Annotated in this window: 16 protein-coding genes; 14 read left to right on the forward strand and 2 right to left on the reverse strand. The window is 40.5% G+C overall.

Translation table 11 applies throughout. The features are described 5' to 3' along the window. Positions 1-35 precede the first annotated feature (35 nt). From hemH to ACN6MY_RS07340, 11 genes are all read left to right on the forward strand, one after another. The gene (gene hemH, locus ACN6MY_RS07290; RefSeq protein ID WP_419883370.1) at positions 36-974 is read left to right on the forward strand and encodes a ferrochelatase; all 939 of its coding nucleotides are present in this window, start codon (positions 36-38) and stop codon (positions 972-974) included. A 532-nt stretch (positions 975-1,506) separates the two neighbouring features. Continuing rightward, positions 1,507-2,241: an MBL fold metallo-hydrolase gene (locus ACN6MY_RS07295; protein ID WP_419883371.1), complete on the forward strand. Its 735-nt coding sequence runs from the start codon at positions 1,507-1,509 to the stop codon at positions 2,239-2,241. A gap of 66 nt (positions 2,242-2,307) precedes the next feature. Next, positions 2,308-3,297 carry a lipoate--protein ligase gene (locus ACN6MY_RS07300; RefSeq protein WP_419883372.1) on the forward strand — a complete coding sequence of 330 codons (990 nt, stop codon included), beginning with the start codon at positions 2,308-2,310 and terminating at the stop codon, positions 3,295-3,297. A gap of 190 nt (positions 3,298-3,487) precedes the next feature. Further along, positions 3,488-5,038: a fatty acid--CoA ligase family protein gene (locus tag ACN6MY_RS07305; RefSeq protein WP_419883373.1), complete on the forward strand. Its 1,551-nt coding sequence runs from the start codon at positions 3,488-3,490 to the stop codon at positions 5,036-5,038. A 271-nt stretch (positions 5,039-5,309) separates the two neighbouring features. Next, a complete protein-coding gene (locus ACN6MY_RS07310; RefSeq protein ID WP_419883374.1) occupies positions 5,310-6,086 on the forward strand; it encodes an enoyl-CoA hydratase-related protein in 777 nt (258 codons plus the stop codon). Positions 6,087-6,287: 201 nt separating this feature from the next. Then, the gene (locus ACN6MY_RS07315) at positions 6,288-6,812 is read left to right on the forward strand and encodes an HD domain-containing protein (protein WP_419883375.1); all 525 of its coding nucleotides are present in this window, start codon (positions 6,288-6,290) and stop codon (positions 6,810-6,812) included. 76 nt (positions 6,813-6,888) lie between these two features. Then, positions 6,889-7,521, forward strand: a complete 633-nt coding sequence (locus ACN6MY_RS07320) for an NUDIX hydrolase (protein WP_419883376.1) — start codon at positions 6,889-6,891, stop codon at positions 7,519-7,521. Positions 7,522-7,595: 74 nt separating this feature from the next. Next, complete coding sequence (locus ACN6MY_RS07325; RefSeq protein ID WP_419883377.1) at positions 7,596-8,321, forward strand: AzlC family ABC transporter permease; 726 nt, start codon at positions 7,596-7,598, stop codon at positions 8,319-8,321. Further along, entirely contained in the window at positions 8,314-8,619 is a 306-nt protein-coding gene (locus ACN6MY_RS07330; RefSeq protein ID WP_419883378.1) for an AzlD domain-containing protein, read from the forward strand. Before ACN6MY_RS07325 ends, ACN6MY_RS07330 begins: the two co-directional genes overlap by 8 nt. A 215-nt stretch (positions 8,620-8,834) precedes the next feature. Beyond that, positions 8,835-10,091: a M48 family metallopeptidase gene (locus tag ACN6MY_RS07335; RefSeq protein WP_419883379.1), complete on the forward strand. Its 1,257-nt coding sequence runs from the start codon at positions 8,835-8,837 to the stop codon at positions 10,089-10,091. Positions 10,092-10,293: 202 nt separating this feature from the next. After that, positions 10,294-11,103, forward strand: coding sequence for a YitT family protein (locus ACN6MY_RS07340; RefSeq protein ID WP_419883380.1), 810 nt, complete (start codon positions 10,294-10,296; stop codon positions 11,101-11,103). Between the two features lie 102 nt (positions 11,104-11,205). Here the strand turns inward: ACN6MY_RS07340 and ACN6MY_RS07345 are convergent, their stop codons facing one another. Then, positions 11,206-11,442, reverse strand: a complete 237-nt coding sequence (locus ACN6MY_RS07345; RefSeq protein WP_419883381.1) for an IDEAL domain-containing protein — start codon at positions 11,440-11,442, stop codon at positions 11,206-11,208. 153 nt (positions 11,443-11,595) lie between these two features. Between ACN6MY_RS07345 and ACN6MY_RS07350 the strand changes: the two genes are divergently transcribed. Beyond that, a complete protein-coding gene (locus tag ACN6MY_RS07350; protein WP_419883382.1) occupies positions 11,596-12,207 on the forward strand; it encodes a competence protein ComK in 612 nt (203 codons plus the stop codon). 347 nt (positions 12,208-12,554) lie between these two features. On the opposite strand, the gene ACN6MY_RS07355 is transcribed toward ACN6MY_RS07350, so the two are convergent. After that, a complete protein-coding gene (locus tag ACN6MY_RS07355; protein ID WP_419883383.1) occupies positions 12,555-12,929 on the reverse strand; it encodes a hypothetical protein in 375 nt (124 codons plus the stop codon). Positions 12,930-13,626: 697 nt separating this feature from the next. Here ACN6MY_RS07355 and ACN6MY_RS07360 point away from each other — a divergent pair. Together ACN6MY_RS07360 and lepB are read left to right on the forward strand one after the other, a co-directional pair. Further along, positions 13,627-14,238, forward strand: a complete 612-nt coding sequence (locus tag ACN6MY_RS07360; RefSeq protein ID WP_419883384.1) for a TVP38/TMEM64 family protein — start codon at positions 13,627-13,629, stop codon at positions 14,236-14,238. 41 nt (positions 14,239-14,279) lie between these two features. Then, positions 14,280-14,843, forward strand: a complete 564-nt coding sequence (gene lepB, locus ACN6MY_RS07365) for a signal peptidase I (RefSeq protein ID WP_419883385.1) — start codon at positions 14,280-14,282, stop codon at positions 14,841-14,843. Positions 14,844-15,049 lie beyond the last annotated feature (206 nt).

Raw genomic sequence — 15,049 nt, forward strand, 5'->3', positions numbered from 1 at the left:
GAAAATGTAAAAATTATAGATAAGGTGTGAGACATATGACTCGAAAGAAAATGGGGCTGCTGGTAATGGCCTATGGCACCCCCTATAAAGAAGAAGATATTGAGAGATATTATACTCATATCCGCCGTGGAAGAAGACCTTCTGAAGAGCTTATCGAAGATCTTAGGAGCAGATATAAAGCCATCGGCGGCCTGTCACCTCTTGCGAAAATAACAGAGGCACAAGCTCTTGCTCTACAAGAGCATTTAAATAGTATCCAAGACGAATTAGAATTCATTTCATATTTGGGTTTAAAGCACATTGAGCCATTTATAGAAGATGCGGTGCAGAAAATGCATGAAGACGGGATTACTGAATGCATCAGTATTGTACTTGCCCCTCATTTTTCTACATTCAGTGTTAAATCCTATAATGGACGGGCAATGGAGGAAAGCAGCAAAATTGGCGGTCCGAGCATTATATCTGTAGAAAGCTGGTATGATGAGCCCAAGTTCATTCAGTATTGGTCAAATCAGCTGAAAAATACTTTAGAAAATATGTCTCCTGAAGAACGGGATCATTATATGCTCATCGTTTCTGCGCATAGCCTTCCGGAAAAAATTGTCCAGCTTGGCGATCCGTATCCTGATCAGCTTAAGGAGTCGGCTGAACTGATTACAAAAGCGGCTCGAATAAACAACTATAGCATCGGATGGCAAAGTGCCGGACAAACACCTGAGCCTTGGCTTGGACCTGATGTGCAGGATCTGACAAGAGATCTTTATCATGAAAAAGGATACAAGGCATTCATTTACATGCCGGTGGGCTTTGTTGCTGAGCATCTGGAAGTCCTTTATGATAATGACTACGAATGCAAAATTGTAACTGAAGAAGTAGGTGCAGCCTATTACAGGCCGGAAATGCCTAATGACAATCCTGCATTCATCGATGCTTTGGGGTCAGTAATCATGAAAAAACTAAAAAGCGCTGAGTAAAGTCAATGCGTGATAATGCCTGCATATGAACCATCCTTCCCCGGGGTGGTTTTTTGTTTTTTTGTGAGACCATATGTCTGCACCGTTTTGTCTCATGTTCTGCGTTGTATAGCTATGATAAATCATTTTCTGTTAACTGCTTTTTGTGTTTACATGGTAAAATAATGCTATCATTTAGAAAAATAAGGAAAAGGCGGGAAAGCAGTGGGGAGAAAAGCAAGAAAGGCAGCCTTTAAGAAGCGGGGTAAAGGAAATTTCATAGACTGGATTTTTACATCAGTACTAAATCTCTGCTTTTTTGTATTAGTGGCAGGTTTAATTTTTTATCTTCTAAAATAATGGAATGTGATTTTTAAAGCTTTGTGCATGAAGGACCAACGGAAAAAAATCCCCCGCTATGTTCCGTGAAAGAATGAAGAGGAGATTTCTGGGCAGAATCTCTACTGTTTAATTCTCTAAAAAAGTGAAAAGTTGAAAAGGATGCTATAATGTAGCAGAAATCATGATTCGTGCATAAAGGGGAGGAAAGTTCTTGAAAATTACTGTTATTGGCTATTGGGGAGGATATCCTGCTAAAAATGAGGCTTCTTCAGGGTACTTGCTTGAATATGGGGACTTCCGGATTTTGCTTGACTGCGGAAGCGGTGTGCTCGCACAGCTGCAAAACCATTTGAAACCCGAGGAACTTGATGCAGTCGTACTGACCCATTATCATCCAGACCATGTTGCAGATATAGGTGTCCTGCAGCATGCTGTTTTTATTCAGCAGATTTTGGGAAGCGAAAAAAAGACGCTGCCCATTTATGGCCATGATTTGGATTCATCAGAATTTAAGAAACTCACGTTTAAAGACGTTACGAAAGGGATTTCCTATTCAGCTGACGTACCATTGACAATTGGGCCATTGACTTTTACCTTCATGGAAACAAAGCATCCTGTTCCCTGTTTTGCGATGAGAGTCGAAGCTGGTGGACAAGCAATTGTTTATACAGGCGACAGTTCATACATGGAGGAGCTTGGCGAATTTGCCAAGGATGCGAACGTATTGCTGTGTGAAAGCAATTTTTATGGAGATATGGATGGCACACAGGCAGGGCATATGACGGCACGCGAAGCTGGCACCGTGGCAGAAAAAGCAAACGTGCAGCTGCTGCTGCTTACCCACTTGCCCCATTTCGGAGAACTGAACCAGCTTAAGAAAGAGGCTGCCGAGAAATTTGGCGGGGAAATCGCCATCGCAAGGAGCGGGCTGGAATATCAGCTGTAGCCCTAATTTACAAAAATGACCGAGCGGACACTGATGTCCCGCTTTTGATTGTGCAGGAGGAATAGGATGCTTTTTATTGATAATAAGGGAATTACAGATCCGCAAATTAATTTGGCAATTGAAGAATATGCTCTTAAAAACCTCGATATAAATGAAACTTATTTGCTTTTTTATATTAATGAGCCATCCATAATTATTGGGAAAAACCAGAATACCATTGAAGAAATTAATACTGACTATGTAGAGAAGAACGGGATTAAAGTAGTCCGCCGGTTATCAGGGGGCGGAGCAGTTTATCATGATCTCGAAAACCTGAATTTCAGCTTCATTACAAAAGATGATGGAGAAAGCTTTCATAATTTCCTGAAATTCACCGAGCCGGTAATAAAGGCACTAGGCAAACTCGGCATACATGCAGAATTGAGCGGCAGAAACGATATTCTGGCTGAAGGGAAAAAAATTTCCGGAAATGCACAGTTTTCTATCAAGGGAAGAATGTTCAGCCATGGAACTCTTCTGTATAACTCTGATATGAACCATGTTGTTTCGGCCTTAAAGGTGAAAAAGGATAAAATTGAATCCAAGGGAATTAAGTCGATTAGAAGCCGTGTAACCAACATTGCCGATTTAATGGAAAACCCCATTGCAATAGAAGAGTTCCGGTCTCTGCTTTTACGATACATTTTTGAAGACGCCGAAGAAATTCCTGAATATGTGCTTACTGAAGAAGATTGGAAAAATATCCATGAGCTCTCAAAAAGCAGGTATCAAAATTGGGAATGGAATTACGGTAAATCTCCGAAGTTTAATTTGCAGCATTCACATCGCTTTCCGGCAGGATTTATTGATGTCAGGCTTGAAGTTAACAAAGGAATCATTGAGGAATGCAAAATTTATGGAGATTTTTTTGGCGTCGGGGATGTACATGATTTGGAAGAAAGGCTGAAGGGCATCCGCTATGAAAAGGCGGCAATTGAAAGTGCGTTGGATGATATACAAGTCAGCCATTATTTCGGCAATATTTCAAAAGAAGATCTGATCAATTTAATTTATTAAAAATATTTTTGCCCTTGCTTTAATTGGCAGGGGCGAAGTATATCGGGAATCTTTGTGGAAAATATTGCTTGAAGTAAGAGAATTATAGTTGATAGGATTATTTTCTTTTAATATAATATATTTGAAATTATTTTTTTATTTAAAAAATGAATGGTTATTCATTCATTGCTTATGGGGGAGGGAAACGGGAATGAATTTATCAGAAAGACTTCATCAAACAGCACTCGATAAAGGAAGCAAAACAGCCTATTATTTTATGGATCAGGCAACATCCTATGAAGAACTGGATACAGCTGTAACCAAATTTGCAGATGGATTGAACAAACTGGGGATTGGAAAGGGTGACCATGTAGCGCTGCTTCTTGGAAACTCGCCGCATTTTATTATCGGCATGTACGGTTCTTTAAGGGCTGGAGCAGCAGTTATTCCAATTAATCCTATTTATACGCCGGATGAAATTGGATACATTATCAGCAATGGAGATGTGAAGGCGGTTATTGCTTTGGATGCTCTTGTTCCGCTGCTTGAAAAGATGAGTCCTCATTTGCCTTCAGTGGAGCATATGATTATCTGTGATACCCAGCAGTCCGCAGAACAGAACGATCTCTCAGGCTTAACTATTTACCCTAAATTGAAAACGTTTTCAAAAATGATTCAAGCAGGAAATGAAGAATATCGCCGAGAAGCTGCAGATCCGGATGAAACAGCTATCATTTTATATACTTCCGGCACAACAGGAAAGCCAAAAGGCGCCATGCTTACTCACCGCAATCTTTATTCAAATGCCAAGGATACGGGGGATTATCTAAAAATATCAGAAAACGACAGGGTAATAACAACATTGCCAATGTTTCATGTGTTTTGCTTAACAGTGGTATTGAACGCTCCGCTCATGAACGGAGGCACCTTGCTCATCGTTCCTAAATTTAGTCCAAGGGAGATCTTCAGGATTGCAAAAAAATATGAAGCAACCCTTTTTGCCGGTGTGCCAACTATGTACAATTTCCTATTGCAATATCCGGAAGGAAGCGCAAAAGATCTGAATTCCTTTAGACTTTGCATTGCTGGAGGATCCTCCATGCCTGTCGCACTCTTAAAATCCTTCGAGCAGAAGTTTAATGTTACTGTATCAGAAGGCTACGGATTATCAGAAGCTTCACCTGTAACATGCTTCAATCCGCTGGACCGTCCGAGGAAGCCAGGATCAATCGGAACCAGCATCCTTAATGTGGAGAATAGAATTGTGGATGAGCTGGGAGAGGAAGTTCCTGTCGGCCAGGTTGGCGAATTGATTGTGAGAGGCCCGAACGTCATGAAGGGATATTATAAGGCTCCTGAAGAAACAGCTGCAGCATTGAAGGATGGGTGGCTGTATACAGGGGATTTAGCAAGGATGGATGAAGAGGGCTACTTCTTTATTGTGGACCGGAAGAAAGAAATGATTATTGTCGGAGGGTATAATGTTTATCCGCGTGAGGTGGAGGAAGTATTATATGAACATCCTGAAGTCGTGGAGGCGGCAGCTATAGGAGTGCCTGACCCGGAACAGGGAGAAGCTGTCAAATGCTTTGTAGTCGCTAAAAATAAAGCGCTTACCGAGAAAGAGTTAAGGGAATATTGCAAGGAACATCTCGCAAAGTATAAAGTTCCCGGCACTATCGAGTTTTTAGAAGAACTGCCTAAAAACACGACAGGAAAAATTCTAAGAAGATCATTGAAAAGTGAAGTGTTGCAGCGATAATTAAAAGCCAGGAAAAAGGAGGTTCTCCTTGATCCTGGCTTTTTTACTGTGATAACGTGATCTATCTGACCTGGTGAGTGGGATTGGCAAAAAAGATTTCCGCTGGTTCCGCTTAAACATCAGCATGTGGAAGAGCTCTTCGCTGAAGGAAGTCCCGTGTTGCGGCGCTTTAGCTGGCAGAACGCAATTAAGGCAAAATTCCTGCTTAACTTCAAGAATAAGCGGGAATAGGGGAGTATGGAACTATTGAAACAAAAGGAAGTGAATTTGAATGCCATCTATTTTATATGAAGTCCAGGCAGGGATAGCAATTGTTACTCTCAATCGGGAGTCTGCCTTAAATACGATTGATACTGCAACAGCAGAGAGATTGCAAGCAGTTATAGCTGATATATCCAATAATGATCAAGTTAAGCTGGCTATTTTTACCGGTACGGGAAATAGAGCATTTTGTGCGGGAGAAGATCTGAATGACCCATCTATTCATTCGGCTGAAGGGCTCATTCATTTCACTGGAAGGCTCAATGATATTTTTAATAAAATCGAAATGCTGCCTCAGCCCACAATTGCGGCAATTAACGGATTTGCCTTCGGAGCAGGGTTTGAGCTTGCCCTTGCCTGTGATCTTCGGATATCAGCCGATCAGACGCTAATGGGGCTTCCACAGGCTAAGCTTGGCCTGATTCCTGGAGCTGGCGGGACTCAGCGGCTGCCGAGACTGATTGGAGAAGCAAAAGCATTGGAATTAATTTTAACCGCAAAGCGTTTCACTTCTTTGGAAGCCTACCATTTCGGTATATTATCCAAGGTCGTATCAAATCATGAGCTGCATAAAGAGGTCATGAATACAGCGGAACTGATATTAGAAAATGCACCCATCGCATTATATCAGGCTAAATATGCAGTGAAAAAAGGAATGAGGACAGATCTGCAAGCTGGTTTGGAACTGGAGAAAGAATGCTTCTCGAAGACTGCCTCATCTCAAGATTTAGAAGAAGGGATTCAATCATTCTTTGAAAAGAAAAAACCCATTTTTAGAGGGAAGTGAAAAAAGGCTGTTCCTGATACGGTATGACTGATTTCTGCTTTCAGGCCGTTTTGGAGCAGCCTTTTATCATGTCAATAGAGCTTAACACAAGCGGATGGTGCAGTTTTAAGCCCTTCCTGCCTCTCTATCTTGATGAGGTACTTGCTCTTTTTGGAATGATACCTGTAAAATAAGAAAAACTCCAAAAGGAGAGAATCAAAAATGAGAGATGTAACACTGCTAGAGATTTTTCAGCATCATATAGCTCAAAAATATTTAAACCGGTCCGGCCTGGCACATGCCATAGCTGTTTCTTATCATGCCTTTCATTTAGCCAAGGAGCAGAATGTCGATGTAGATCTGGCTGCAAAAGCAGGGCTGCTGCATGATATAGGCCATTTTACTTGGTACAGAAACGGAAAATGGGATTATGATTTATACAAGAAAAATGATATACATCCAATTAAAGGAGCAGAACGGGCACATAAATTGCTGATCAGGCTTGGAGAAAACCCAATTGCTGCCAAAACGATTTCCCTTGCCATTTTATTTCACACCGACTCCTTTCTGCCATCAAATGATATTGTCCGGACTCCTTTACAGCAAATCGTTAAATGGGCTGATGAAAAGGATGAAGAAGAAGGAGGCAAGCATCATTACAGGAAAATTGATTTTGAACGGGCAAAAAAAAGCCTATCCCGCCTTGATGAAATGATTGATGAAGAAAGAAAAAAGCTGCCATCCTGATTTTCATCAGGCTGACAGTTTTTTTTCATGTTATAGTTAAAAGACGAAATGTTCTTGTAATTGGGAGGGTGAGACAATGGAATCAGAACAGCTGAAAATTTTTGATGAAAGAGGCCGGCACACCGGTAAAGCTTCAAGAAGCGATGTTCATAAAAATGGTTATTGGCACGAAACCTTCCATTGCTGGTTCATCAGCAAAAAAGGAGATAAAGAATACATATATTTTCAACAAAGGAGTTCTGGAAAAAAGGATTTTCCGGATCTTCTTGATATCACGGCTGCCGGCCATCTGACCTCTGAGGAAAGCGTTCAGGACGGAGTCAGGGAGATCAGGGAAGAGCTCGGGATACCTATTTCCTTTTCTGATCTTGTTTCAATAGGCATAATTAAGGATCAGCTCCAAAAGCAGGGTTTTAATGATAACGAATTCAGCCATGTTTACCTATATGATATAACTGACCTTGATATCTCCTATCATTTTCAAAAAGAAGAAGTGTCAGGAATGTTCAGAGTGGCTTCAGCTGATTTTTATAAAATGTTTTTAGAAAATGAAAAAGAAATACCTGTTAATGGATATTACATTAATCAGCAGGGTGAAGAAGTTAAAGTCGATGGACATGCTATAAAAAGCAGCTTTGTTCCGCATGGCAGGGAGTACTATCACACGGTTTCCGGCGCATTCAAAAAATATTTTTCTTCCCTGAATTGAAAAAAATGTACTGGCTGGCAGCTAAAATGTATGCCTATATATAAAATAATTAATGATAAAAAGGGGAGAGGAAGATGGGAGAAGCATTATTGCAGGGAGGGCCTTCTTCTTTCCGCCAGGGTATGAAGGCAGGGACAGGCATTGCAATAGGCTACGCCCCAATAGCCCTGACATATGGACTACTGGCTAAAACCACAGGGCTTTCCATGGAAGAAACAATTTTAATGAGCTTAATCGTGTTTGCCGGTGCTTCTCAGTATATTGCGCTAAACCTGCTGGCAATAGGAACCGGCGCAATAGAAATTATACTGACTACCTTCATAGTGAATATCCGGCATTTTTTGCTGGCAGCATCTATTAATGAGAAAAGCAGCAGCGAGGATGGCATTGTAAAAAGGGCGATTTATGCTTTTGGCTTAACAGATGAAACTTTTTCTGTTGCAGCCATGATGCATGGCAAGGTTACAGCAGGGTTTATGTTTGGGCTGAATATGACTGCGTATGTTAGCTGGGTGCTGTTTTCCGGACTTGGGCATGTATTTGGCGCAAGCCTGCCTGATATGCTGCAGGAAAGTATGTCAGTGGCTTTATATGCAATGTTTATAGGTCTGCTCACACCTTCAATGAAAGGATCCAAAAAGACTGTATTCCTGGCTGTGACCGCTGCTGCCTTTAACAGTGTATTTACACTTTCTGGATTAAGCGCAGGCTGGTCGATTGTACTTGCTACACTTCTTTCTTCCGTTATCATCCAGCTGCTTGGTACCTTGAGAAACAAAGGGGAAGAAGCCGATGCATAGTAAAATGATTTATATGATCATTGCAATGGGGGCAGTTACATACATCCCGAGATTTTTGCCTTTCGTCTTATTTAAAGGAAAAGAGCTTCCTCCCTTTCTTCAGGGAGTATTGAAAAATATTCCTTTTGCCACTCTTGGCGCCTTGATTTTTCCGGGCGTATTATTGATCAGCCATGATCTTAAATATGGCCTGACCGGTGCAGCAGCTGCCTTTATCCTTGCATGGTATGGAACCAATGTCATCGTGGTCATCGTTGGGGCCATTGCCGCTTTAAGTGTATATTCGATGATATTTTAGGCATTGTTAAGTTTCCGCTGCAATCAGCAAAGCCGGAGGGGTGAAAATAGAATTGAAAAGCATAATACTTGAAGGCAAGGCTTTTGATTGTATTTAGCAGCCCTAAAAAAAGCGCTGTTTGTAAACTTGTGAGGAGCATTCAGACTTTTTGTTCTAATTTTCCTTGCCGCACCTAAACTATGTAGAGAGGGTTTGTCTTATAAGGAGGAAAAGCAATGGCAAGAAAATGGGCAGCTGCAGCTGTAGGTGTGTATCTAATCTCTGCAGCTTTTATGTACTGGTACCTTTTTTACGGAGGATCTGGCGCCATTCCTTCCGGCTTGAAGGGGACCGCTGCAGATCCTGCGACGTTTTTGAATGGAAGGGAATTGCTTTTAAGTGAACAATATTCAAAGATCAGGAATTTTATTTTCTTCCTTTCAACGCCTTATGAATGGCTGTTTTATTTCCTGGTTTTAATCTCTGGTTTATCCCGGGTGTTCGAGAGATGGGCAATTTCTTCTTCAAAATGGAAAGCTTTACAGACAGCGGTCTATCTATTCTGGCTTTCGCTTCTTTCGTTTGCTGTCTCCTTTCCGTTTGATTATGTAAGCTATGCCTATAGTAAAAGGTATAATATCAGTACCCAATCCTTTTCTTCATGGATGAAGGATAACATCATTGATTTTTGGGTCAGTTTCGGCACTATGTTCATCCTTGCAGGTGTTATTTATTGGCTGATGAAGAAAAGCGCAAAAAAATGGTGGCTGTATGCATGGCTGTTATCCATTCCCTTTTCACTATTCATGATGTTTGTTCAGCCTGTGATCATTGATCCGCTTTATAATGATTTTTATCCGCTGAAGGATAAAAACCTGGAAACAAAAATTCTTGCGATGGCCCAAAAGGCACATATTCCTACAGATCATGTGTACGAAGTGAATATGGCCAAAAAGACAAACTCCCTTAATGCATATGTCACAGGAATTGGCTCTAATTCCCGGATTGTACTTTGGGACACCACACTCAAAAAGCTTAATGACAAAGAAATAATGTTCATCATGGCACATGAAATGGGGCATTATGTAGAAAAGCATATTTACTACGGAATTGCAGGCTATCTTGTTCTTACATTTGCAGGTCTTTGGCTAATAGCAAAGCTTATGGATTTCATGGTGAGAAAGCGAGGGAAGCTGCTTCAGCTATCGGATGTCAGCAGCCTGCGTTCCCTGCCGCTATTTTTGCTGCTTGCAGGTGTGCTTCTGTTCGCCTCGAGCCCGCTTACAAACTATGCTTCCCGTTATCAGGAAACCCGTGCAGATCAATATGCAATGAAAATGACACATGATAAAAATTCCGCCGTAAAAACCTTTCAGGAGCTCACCCGTGCAGGACTGAGCGAGGTGAATCCGCCCCTATTGGTTAAGTGGTTCCGATATACGCATCCAGCCATGCTAGACCGCATCACTACTGCATCGCAATATAAAAAATAAGCAGCAAAAGCCATCCCGATCTGGAATCAGGATGGCTATTTTGTATGCATAATCCTCATAATACATATGAAGGAGCCGCGTTCAATTCAGGAGGGGGCGGCAGATTAATATATTATATTCAGAAAATACTTTTATATTTTATATTTATGGTTTCTTTACTATAATAAAGTAAATTCTTAATTCGTATGCAAGGGGATCAGTTATGTATAAGATATTCAACATTATTTTGGGTTCGGTCATCGTTGGAGTTGCCTATAATTTATTTCTTATCCCGCATCAGATTTTAAGCAGCGGATTAAGCGGAATTGCCATTATGCTTGGGATCCTTACTCCTTTTAATACTGGAATTCTAAATTTCCTGCTAAATCTGCCGCTCCTGATTTTAGGATGGTTTAAATTAGGTAAACAGTTTATTTTCTTTACCATTCTTTCTGTAGTCGTTTTGTCTGTCAGCTTATATTTGATTCCGGTGCATGCCATATCACATGAACCTATTTTGTCTTCTTTATTCGGAGGGGTTATTACAGGTATTGGAATTGGCTTGATTTTTCGGGCTTCAGGATCCTCAGGCGGATTTGATATTGTGGCGATGCTTTTGACGAAAAAAAGAGATTTCCCATTGGGCGCTCTCATTTCTGCCATGAACGGTATTGTTGTCATTGCCTCCGGATTTGTATTTAATTGGGACGCTGCTTTGAATACAATGGTTGCAATCTTTGCGACAGGAAAGGTCATTGATACGATACACTCCAATCATATCAAGCTTACTTTAATGATTGTTACCAAAAAGGGCGAAGAAATGAAAGGCAAGCTGCTTTCCAATCTTTATCGGGGCATTACTGTAATTGATGGAGAGGGAGCATATACCGGAGAGGGACAGAAGATTCTCATGGTTGTTATTACAAGATATCAATTAACCGATGTGAAGACAATGATTAATGATGTTGATGGGAATGCATTCGTTAATATTACTGAAACCACAGAAGTGATGGGATCATTTCATCGGTCATAACTACAATAAAGGCCTCTCCATACTTGAATGGAGAGGCCTTTATTATAATGTCAGAGGACTCCGGAATAGCTGCCGCATGATACAGATATGTGCATTTGCGGCTTAAGTGCCGAACGACAAAAGAAGTTTTTTCATTTCGCTGCTTAGCTTCATGAACAGTATCTTGTCCTTTTTATCCAGTGCGTCATCTAGTTTGCGTTCTAAATCGTCTTTTTTACTGTTAAGGAGCGCTTCATGAATAATCATGTCAATAAACATTTCCTGAAGGGAGGATTCTCGTTTTTGTTTTTTCATGTAACAGTCTTTAACGAGGTCGGAATAGGATTTATTATTTTTCAAGATAACCACTCCTGACATTCTTTTCTTTATTATATAAAATAACTTGTTGGATAATTCAGAAAATTTAACATATATTCATTAAAAATATGACAAAATATCCAAAAAAATTACAATATTTTGTTAATTTTAGGAGAAAAGTAGGGGATTTATGGTATGATGAGAGAAAAGATAATAGGAAGGAAGCGTTTTATGACAGATTTCAAGCCGAGCCATATAGAAGAATATGAGATATCTCCATTCACCTTACTGATCATGCCCATTAATTATGGAAGCAAAATCTACTCGCATATAATAGAAGTGGAAGATGAGTTTATTTCTCCATTTAAACCTATCGATATTATTAAAAAAAGCTGCGAGTATTTTGGCAGCAGCTATGAAGGCAGAAAAGACGGAACCAAAGAGCTGATTGGCATTACCCATAAAGCACCGATTGCCATCGATCCGACAAGCTCTGTTTTTTTCTTCCCGACCACTTCTCCGATGCGCCCGAAGTGCATTTGGCTGTCGCATTCACATGTTTCAAGATATAACCGCCAAGATTCCACCCATACGAAAGTTGTTTTTAGAAGCAAACAGAATATAGAAGTGCCTGTATCCAGCAGCTCTTTTGGGAATCAAGTTCTTAGAACCGCCCAGCTAAAGGCCAAATTGACCCAGCGGATAGAAGAAAGCGAAAGAAAGTCCTACTATCTATTTACAGGTTCAGGAAATTCAGAGGCCTCGGAATTTTCGTCTGCATATACTCCAGGAAGCCGGAAAAGGTAACAAAAAAGGAAGCTTAGAATATTCATAGACGGAATAACAGCATGCTTCCTTTAAAAGACTGAGAGCATTTTTTCCTTTTTTGCGTCTGTATTTATTGGAGCTGTCAGGTATTTTATCCGGGAACAATAATTTTAGTTCCTCATTAACTCACTCCCGCAAGGTTTTGATTGTTCCTTTCCCTCAAAATGATTCATAAGAAACTCTTCCATACTTTTACCACCATAGGTATCCCGGCACGCCAGCTGGTACTGCACCTCCTGCAAAGGAATTTATGGCATCCACAAGTAAAAGGATAAACAATCAAACAGCAGAGCAAAATGAAGCCTTCATCATTTCATTGCCGGTCGTTATTTTTTGGCATCTTCCATCAGCCGTTTAACAAGATAAAATGCCAGTAACTCTTCTACCCGGTTGCGGAGCCTTGGGTTGAAATAATTATGATGCTCTTCATAGCCGCGGTAAAGAAAGCAATACATCGTAAAATCCAGATCTCTCTTCAGCTCACTGACTTTAATATTTTCCCTGCGCAGGTACTTTCGCACTTCCATTAAATCCTTTTGTGCCATTTTCAGTGCTTCTTCTACGAGTTCCATGTAAGGCTTTTTTAACTTTAAGGGACTTTCATCAATGATTTTTAAATCGCGGTTTAATATCGTGATGACCATTGGAAGATAAATAGCCTGCTCGATAATATTTCTTTCTTTTTCGGGTATACGGGTCACGGAGCTTCAACTCCCTTCTTGATTGTCTATGCACCGTTTATGAAATAGGCTTTGTTTATTAGCCTGTGTCTGCGGTGTCTTTTTTGTTGTGCTACCCCTTTGGTGAAATCCTCCGCTTCAGTCAGCGAAGTTCAGAAATCAGCAACTTAATTGGTTGAAAAATAAAAAAAGCCGCAAATTATAAATAATCCGTTCGTTATGTTTTCAGCTTTCTGGACTTGAACTGCTTTATACAACGATCTGGTGAGATCAATAAGTTTTAAATATTCACCATAATCGTATTAACAAACCCATGAAATAAGAAGCAGCTCCCGTACAATTATATGTATGATGAAAACTCGTTTTAGAACACATGTTCCTGTATTTATATTAATCAATAAACAGCATGGATGCAAGCCTCCCCGGGCAGGAAATTCATCCCGCTGCTACTATGATGGCCCCCTTGAAGAAGGACTGTCTGTTAAATGTATTACCCTTTTCTAAACAGGCGCATTTTTGGCGGATTTATGTCATTTCAGGAAATAAGGCATCTTATCATGCTTAGGGAACAGAAAGTTAGGGAAAGAAAAAAATAGACCATTTACATATAATTCTTGCATTTTGAAGGAGAAGTGATATATCTAAGTTATACAATTGACTCTGGACTATACCTTCTCTGAAAATGAATGGAATAGCCTGTGTACTTAAGGAGATAACTATGGACTTTGACATAATTCGGGAATGGTTTACCTTAGATTATATTTTGGAATTAATGCAGAAATATAAATCATTCGGCCCGATTCCAGGAATACTGCTGCCGATGCTTGAGGCTTTCTTGCCGTTTTTGCCTCTTTTTGTATTTGTCTTTGCCAATGCCAGCGCATTTGGATTATGGTTTGGTTTTTTGTTTTCCTGGATTGGTGCCATTACGGGGGCGCTGCTAGTATTTTGGATATTCAGAAAATATGGTCAAAGAAAAGCTTTAAAGTTTCTTCACAAACATAAACAAGTGCAAAAATTAATGAACTGGGTGGACAGGCATGGATTTGGGCCATTGTTTTTGCTGCTTTGCTTCCCGTTCACTCCATCTGCGGTTGTGAACATTGTGGCAGGATTATCCAGAGTAAAGCCGATGCAGTATATTCTCGCTGTTCTGGGCGGGAAAATGGTGATGATCTTTACGATAAGCTTTGTTGGTTATGATTTGAAATCGCTGATACATAAGCCTGTCAGGACAGTCATTGTATTTTTGGTTATTTTTATTCTATGGTACGCAGGAAAATTAATTGAAGGCAGGTTAAATAAGAGCATGAAGAGGGAGAATGGTTAATATATCTTAGAAACAGGCTATCGGCTAATGGAGGCATAAGGATGGAAAAAAAAAGAAAAGGCCCTTTGTTTGATTGGTTTAAAGCAGGCATCATTGGCTTTGTGCTCTTTCTCCTTATTCGTGCATTTTTCTTTTCAAGCTATGAAGTGGATGGCAAGTCTATGCAGCCTACCCTTCAGGATGGAAATAAGCTTGTTGTGAATAAAATTGGATACCAAATGAAGGATATTCAGCGGTTTGACGTGATTGTTTTTCATGCAAACAGCAAAGAAGATTATGTTAAAAGGGTAATAGGCCTTCCTGGAGACACTATTGGTTATAAAAATGATCAGCTGTATATAAAGGGTGTACGGTATGCGGAGCCATATCTTCAAAGGTTCAAACATCCTTTTCCAGGCCAGCTGCTGACTGGCGATTTCACGCTGAAGGATGTGACGGATACCAATACCGTCCCGAAAGGAAAGCTTTTTGTAATGGGGGATAATCGGCTAGAAAGCATGGACAGCCGCCACTTTGGCTACATTTCATATAAGCAGGTGGTCGGAAAGGTTGATATGAGATATTGGCCAATAAGGGAATTTAACTTGAATTTTAAAGGAAATTGAATGGCGATAAAAAAGCAAAAGACCAGCAGTTTACGGTTTTTTGCTTTTTTAGTTGTTTAAAGGCTGTTTTCGTAAACTTTGCTGCTATGGAACAAGGTGGCTGATTTCCGCTCCAGGATGCTCGCTTTCCGCGGGTCGGGCGGTGAGCCTCCTCAGCTGCGCTTGCGGGATCTCACCTGTCCCGCTAATCCCGCAGGATTCTCGCA

Origin of the sequence: Peribacillus sp. B-H-3 (assembly GCF_048572925.1) — a bacterium.
GTDB lineage: Bacteria > Bacillota > Bacilli > Bacillales > DSM-1321 > Peribacillus.

Excerpts from the sequence above, each read along its gene's own strand:
- hemH (WP_419883370.1), top strand. The coding sequence starts at position 36 with ATGACTCGAAAGAAAATGGGGCTGCTGGTAATGGCCTATGGCACCCCC.
- ACN6MY_RS07300 (WP_419883372.1), top strand. The coding sequence starts at position 2,308 with ATGCTTTTTATTGATAATAAGGGAATTACAGATCCGCAAATTAATTTG.
- ACN6MY_RS07305 (WP_419883373.1), top strand. The coding sequence starts at position 3,488 with ATGAATTTATCAGAAAGACTTCATCAAACAGCACTCGATAAAGGAAGC.
- ACN6MY_RS07310 (WP_419883374.1), top strand. The coding sequence starts at position 5,310 with ATGCCATCTATTTTATATGAAGTCCAGGCAGGGATAGCAATTGTTACT.
- ACN6MY_RS07315 (WP_419883375.1), top strand. The coding sequence starts at position 6,288 with ATGAGAGATGTAACACTGCTAGAGATTTTTCAGCATCATATAGCTCAA.
- ACN6MY_RS07320 (WP_419883376.1), top strand. The coding sequence starts at position 6,889 with ATGGAATCAGAACAGCTGAAAATTTTTGATGAAAGAGGCCGGCACACC.
- ACN6MY_RS07325 (WP_419883377.1), top strand. The coding sequence starts at position 7,596 with ATGGGAGAAGCATTATTGCAGGGAGGGCCTTCTTCTTTCCGCCAGGGT.
- ACN6MY_RS07330 (WP_419883378.1), top strand. The coding sequence starts at position 8,314 with ATGCATAGTAAAATGATTTATATGATCATTGCAATGGGGGCAGTTACA.
- ACN6MY_RS07335 (WP_419883379.1), top strand. The coding sequence starts at position 8,835 with ATGGCAAGAAAATGGGCAGCTGCAGCTGTAGGTGTGTATCTAATCTCT.
- ACN6MY_RS07340 (WP_419883380.1), top strand. The coding sequence starts at position 10,294 with ATGTATAAGATATTCAACATTATTTTGGGTTCGGTCATCGTTGGAGTT.
- ACN6MY_RS07350 (WP_419883382.1), top strand. The coding sequence starts at position 11,596 with ATGATGAGAGAAAAGATAATAGGAAGGAAGCGTTTTATGACAGATTTC.
- ACN6MY_RS07360 (WP_419883384.1), top strand. The coding sequence starts at position 13,627 with ATGGACTTTGACATAATTCGGGAATGGTTTACCTTAGATTATATTTTG.
- lepB (WP_419883385.1), top strand. The coding sequence starts at position 14,280 with ATGGAAAAAAAAAGAAAAGGCCCTTTGTTTGATTGGTTTAAAGCAGGC.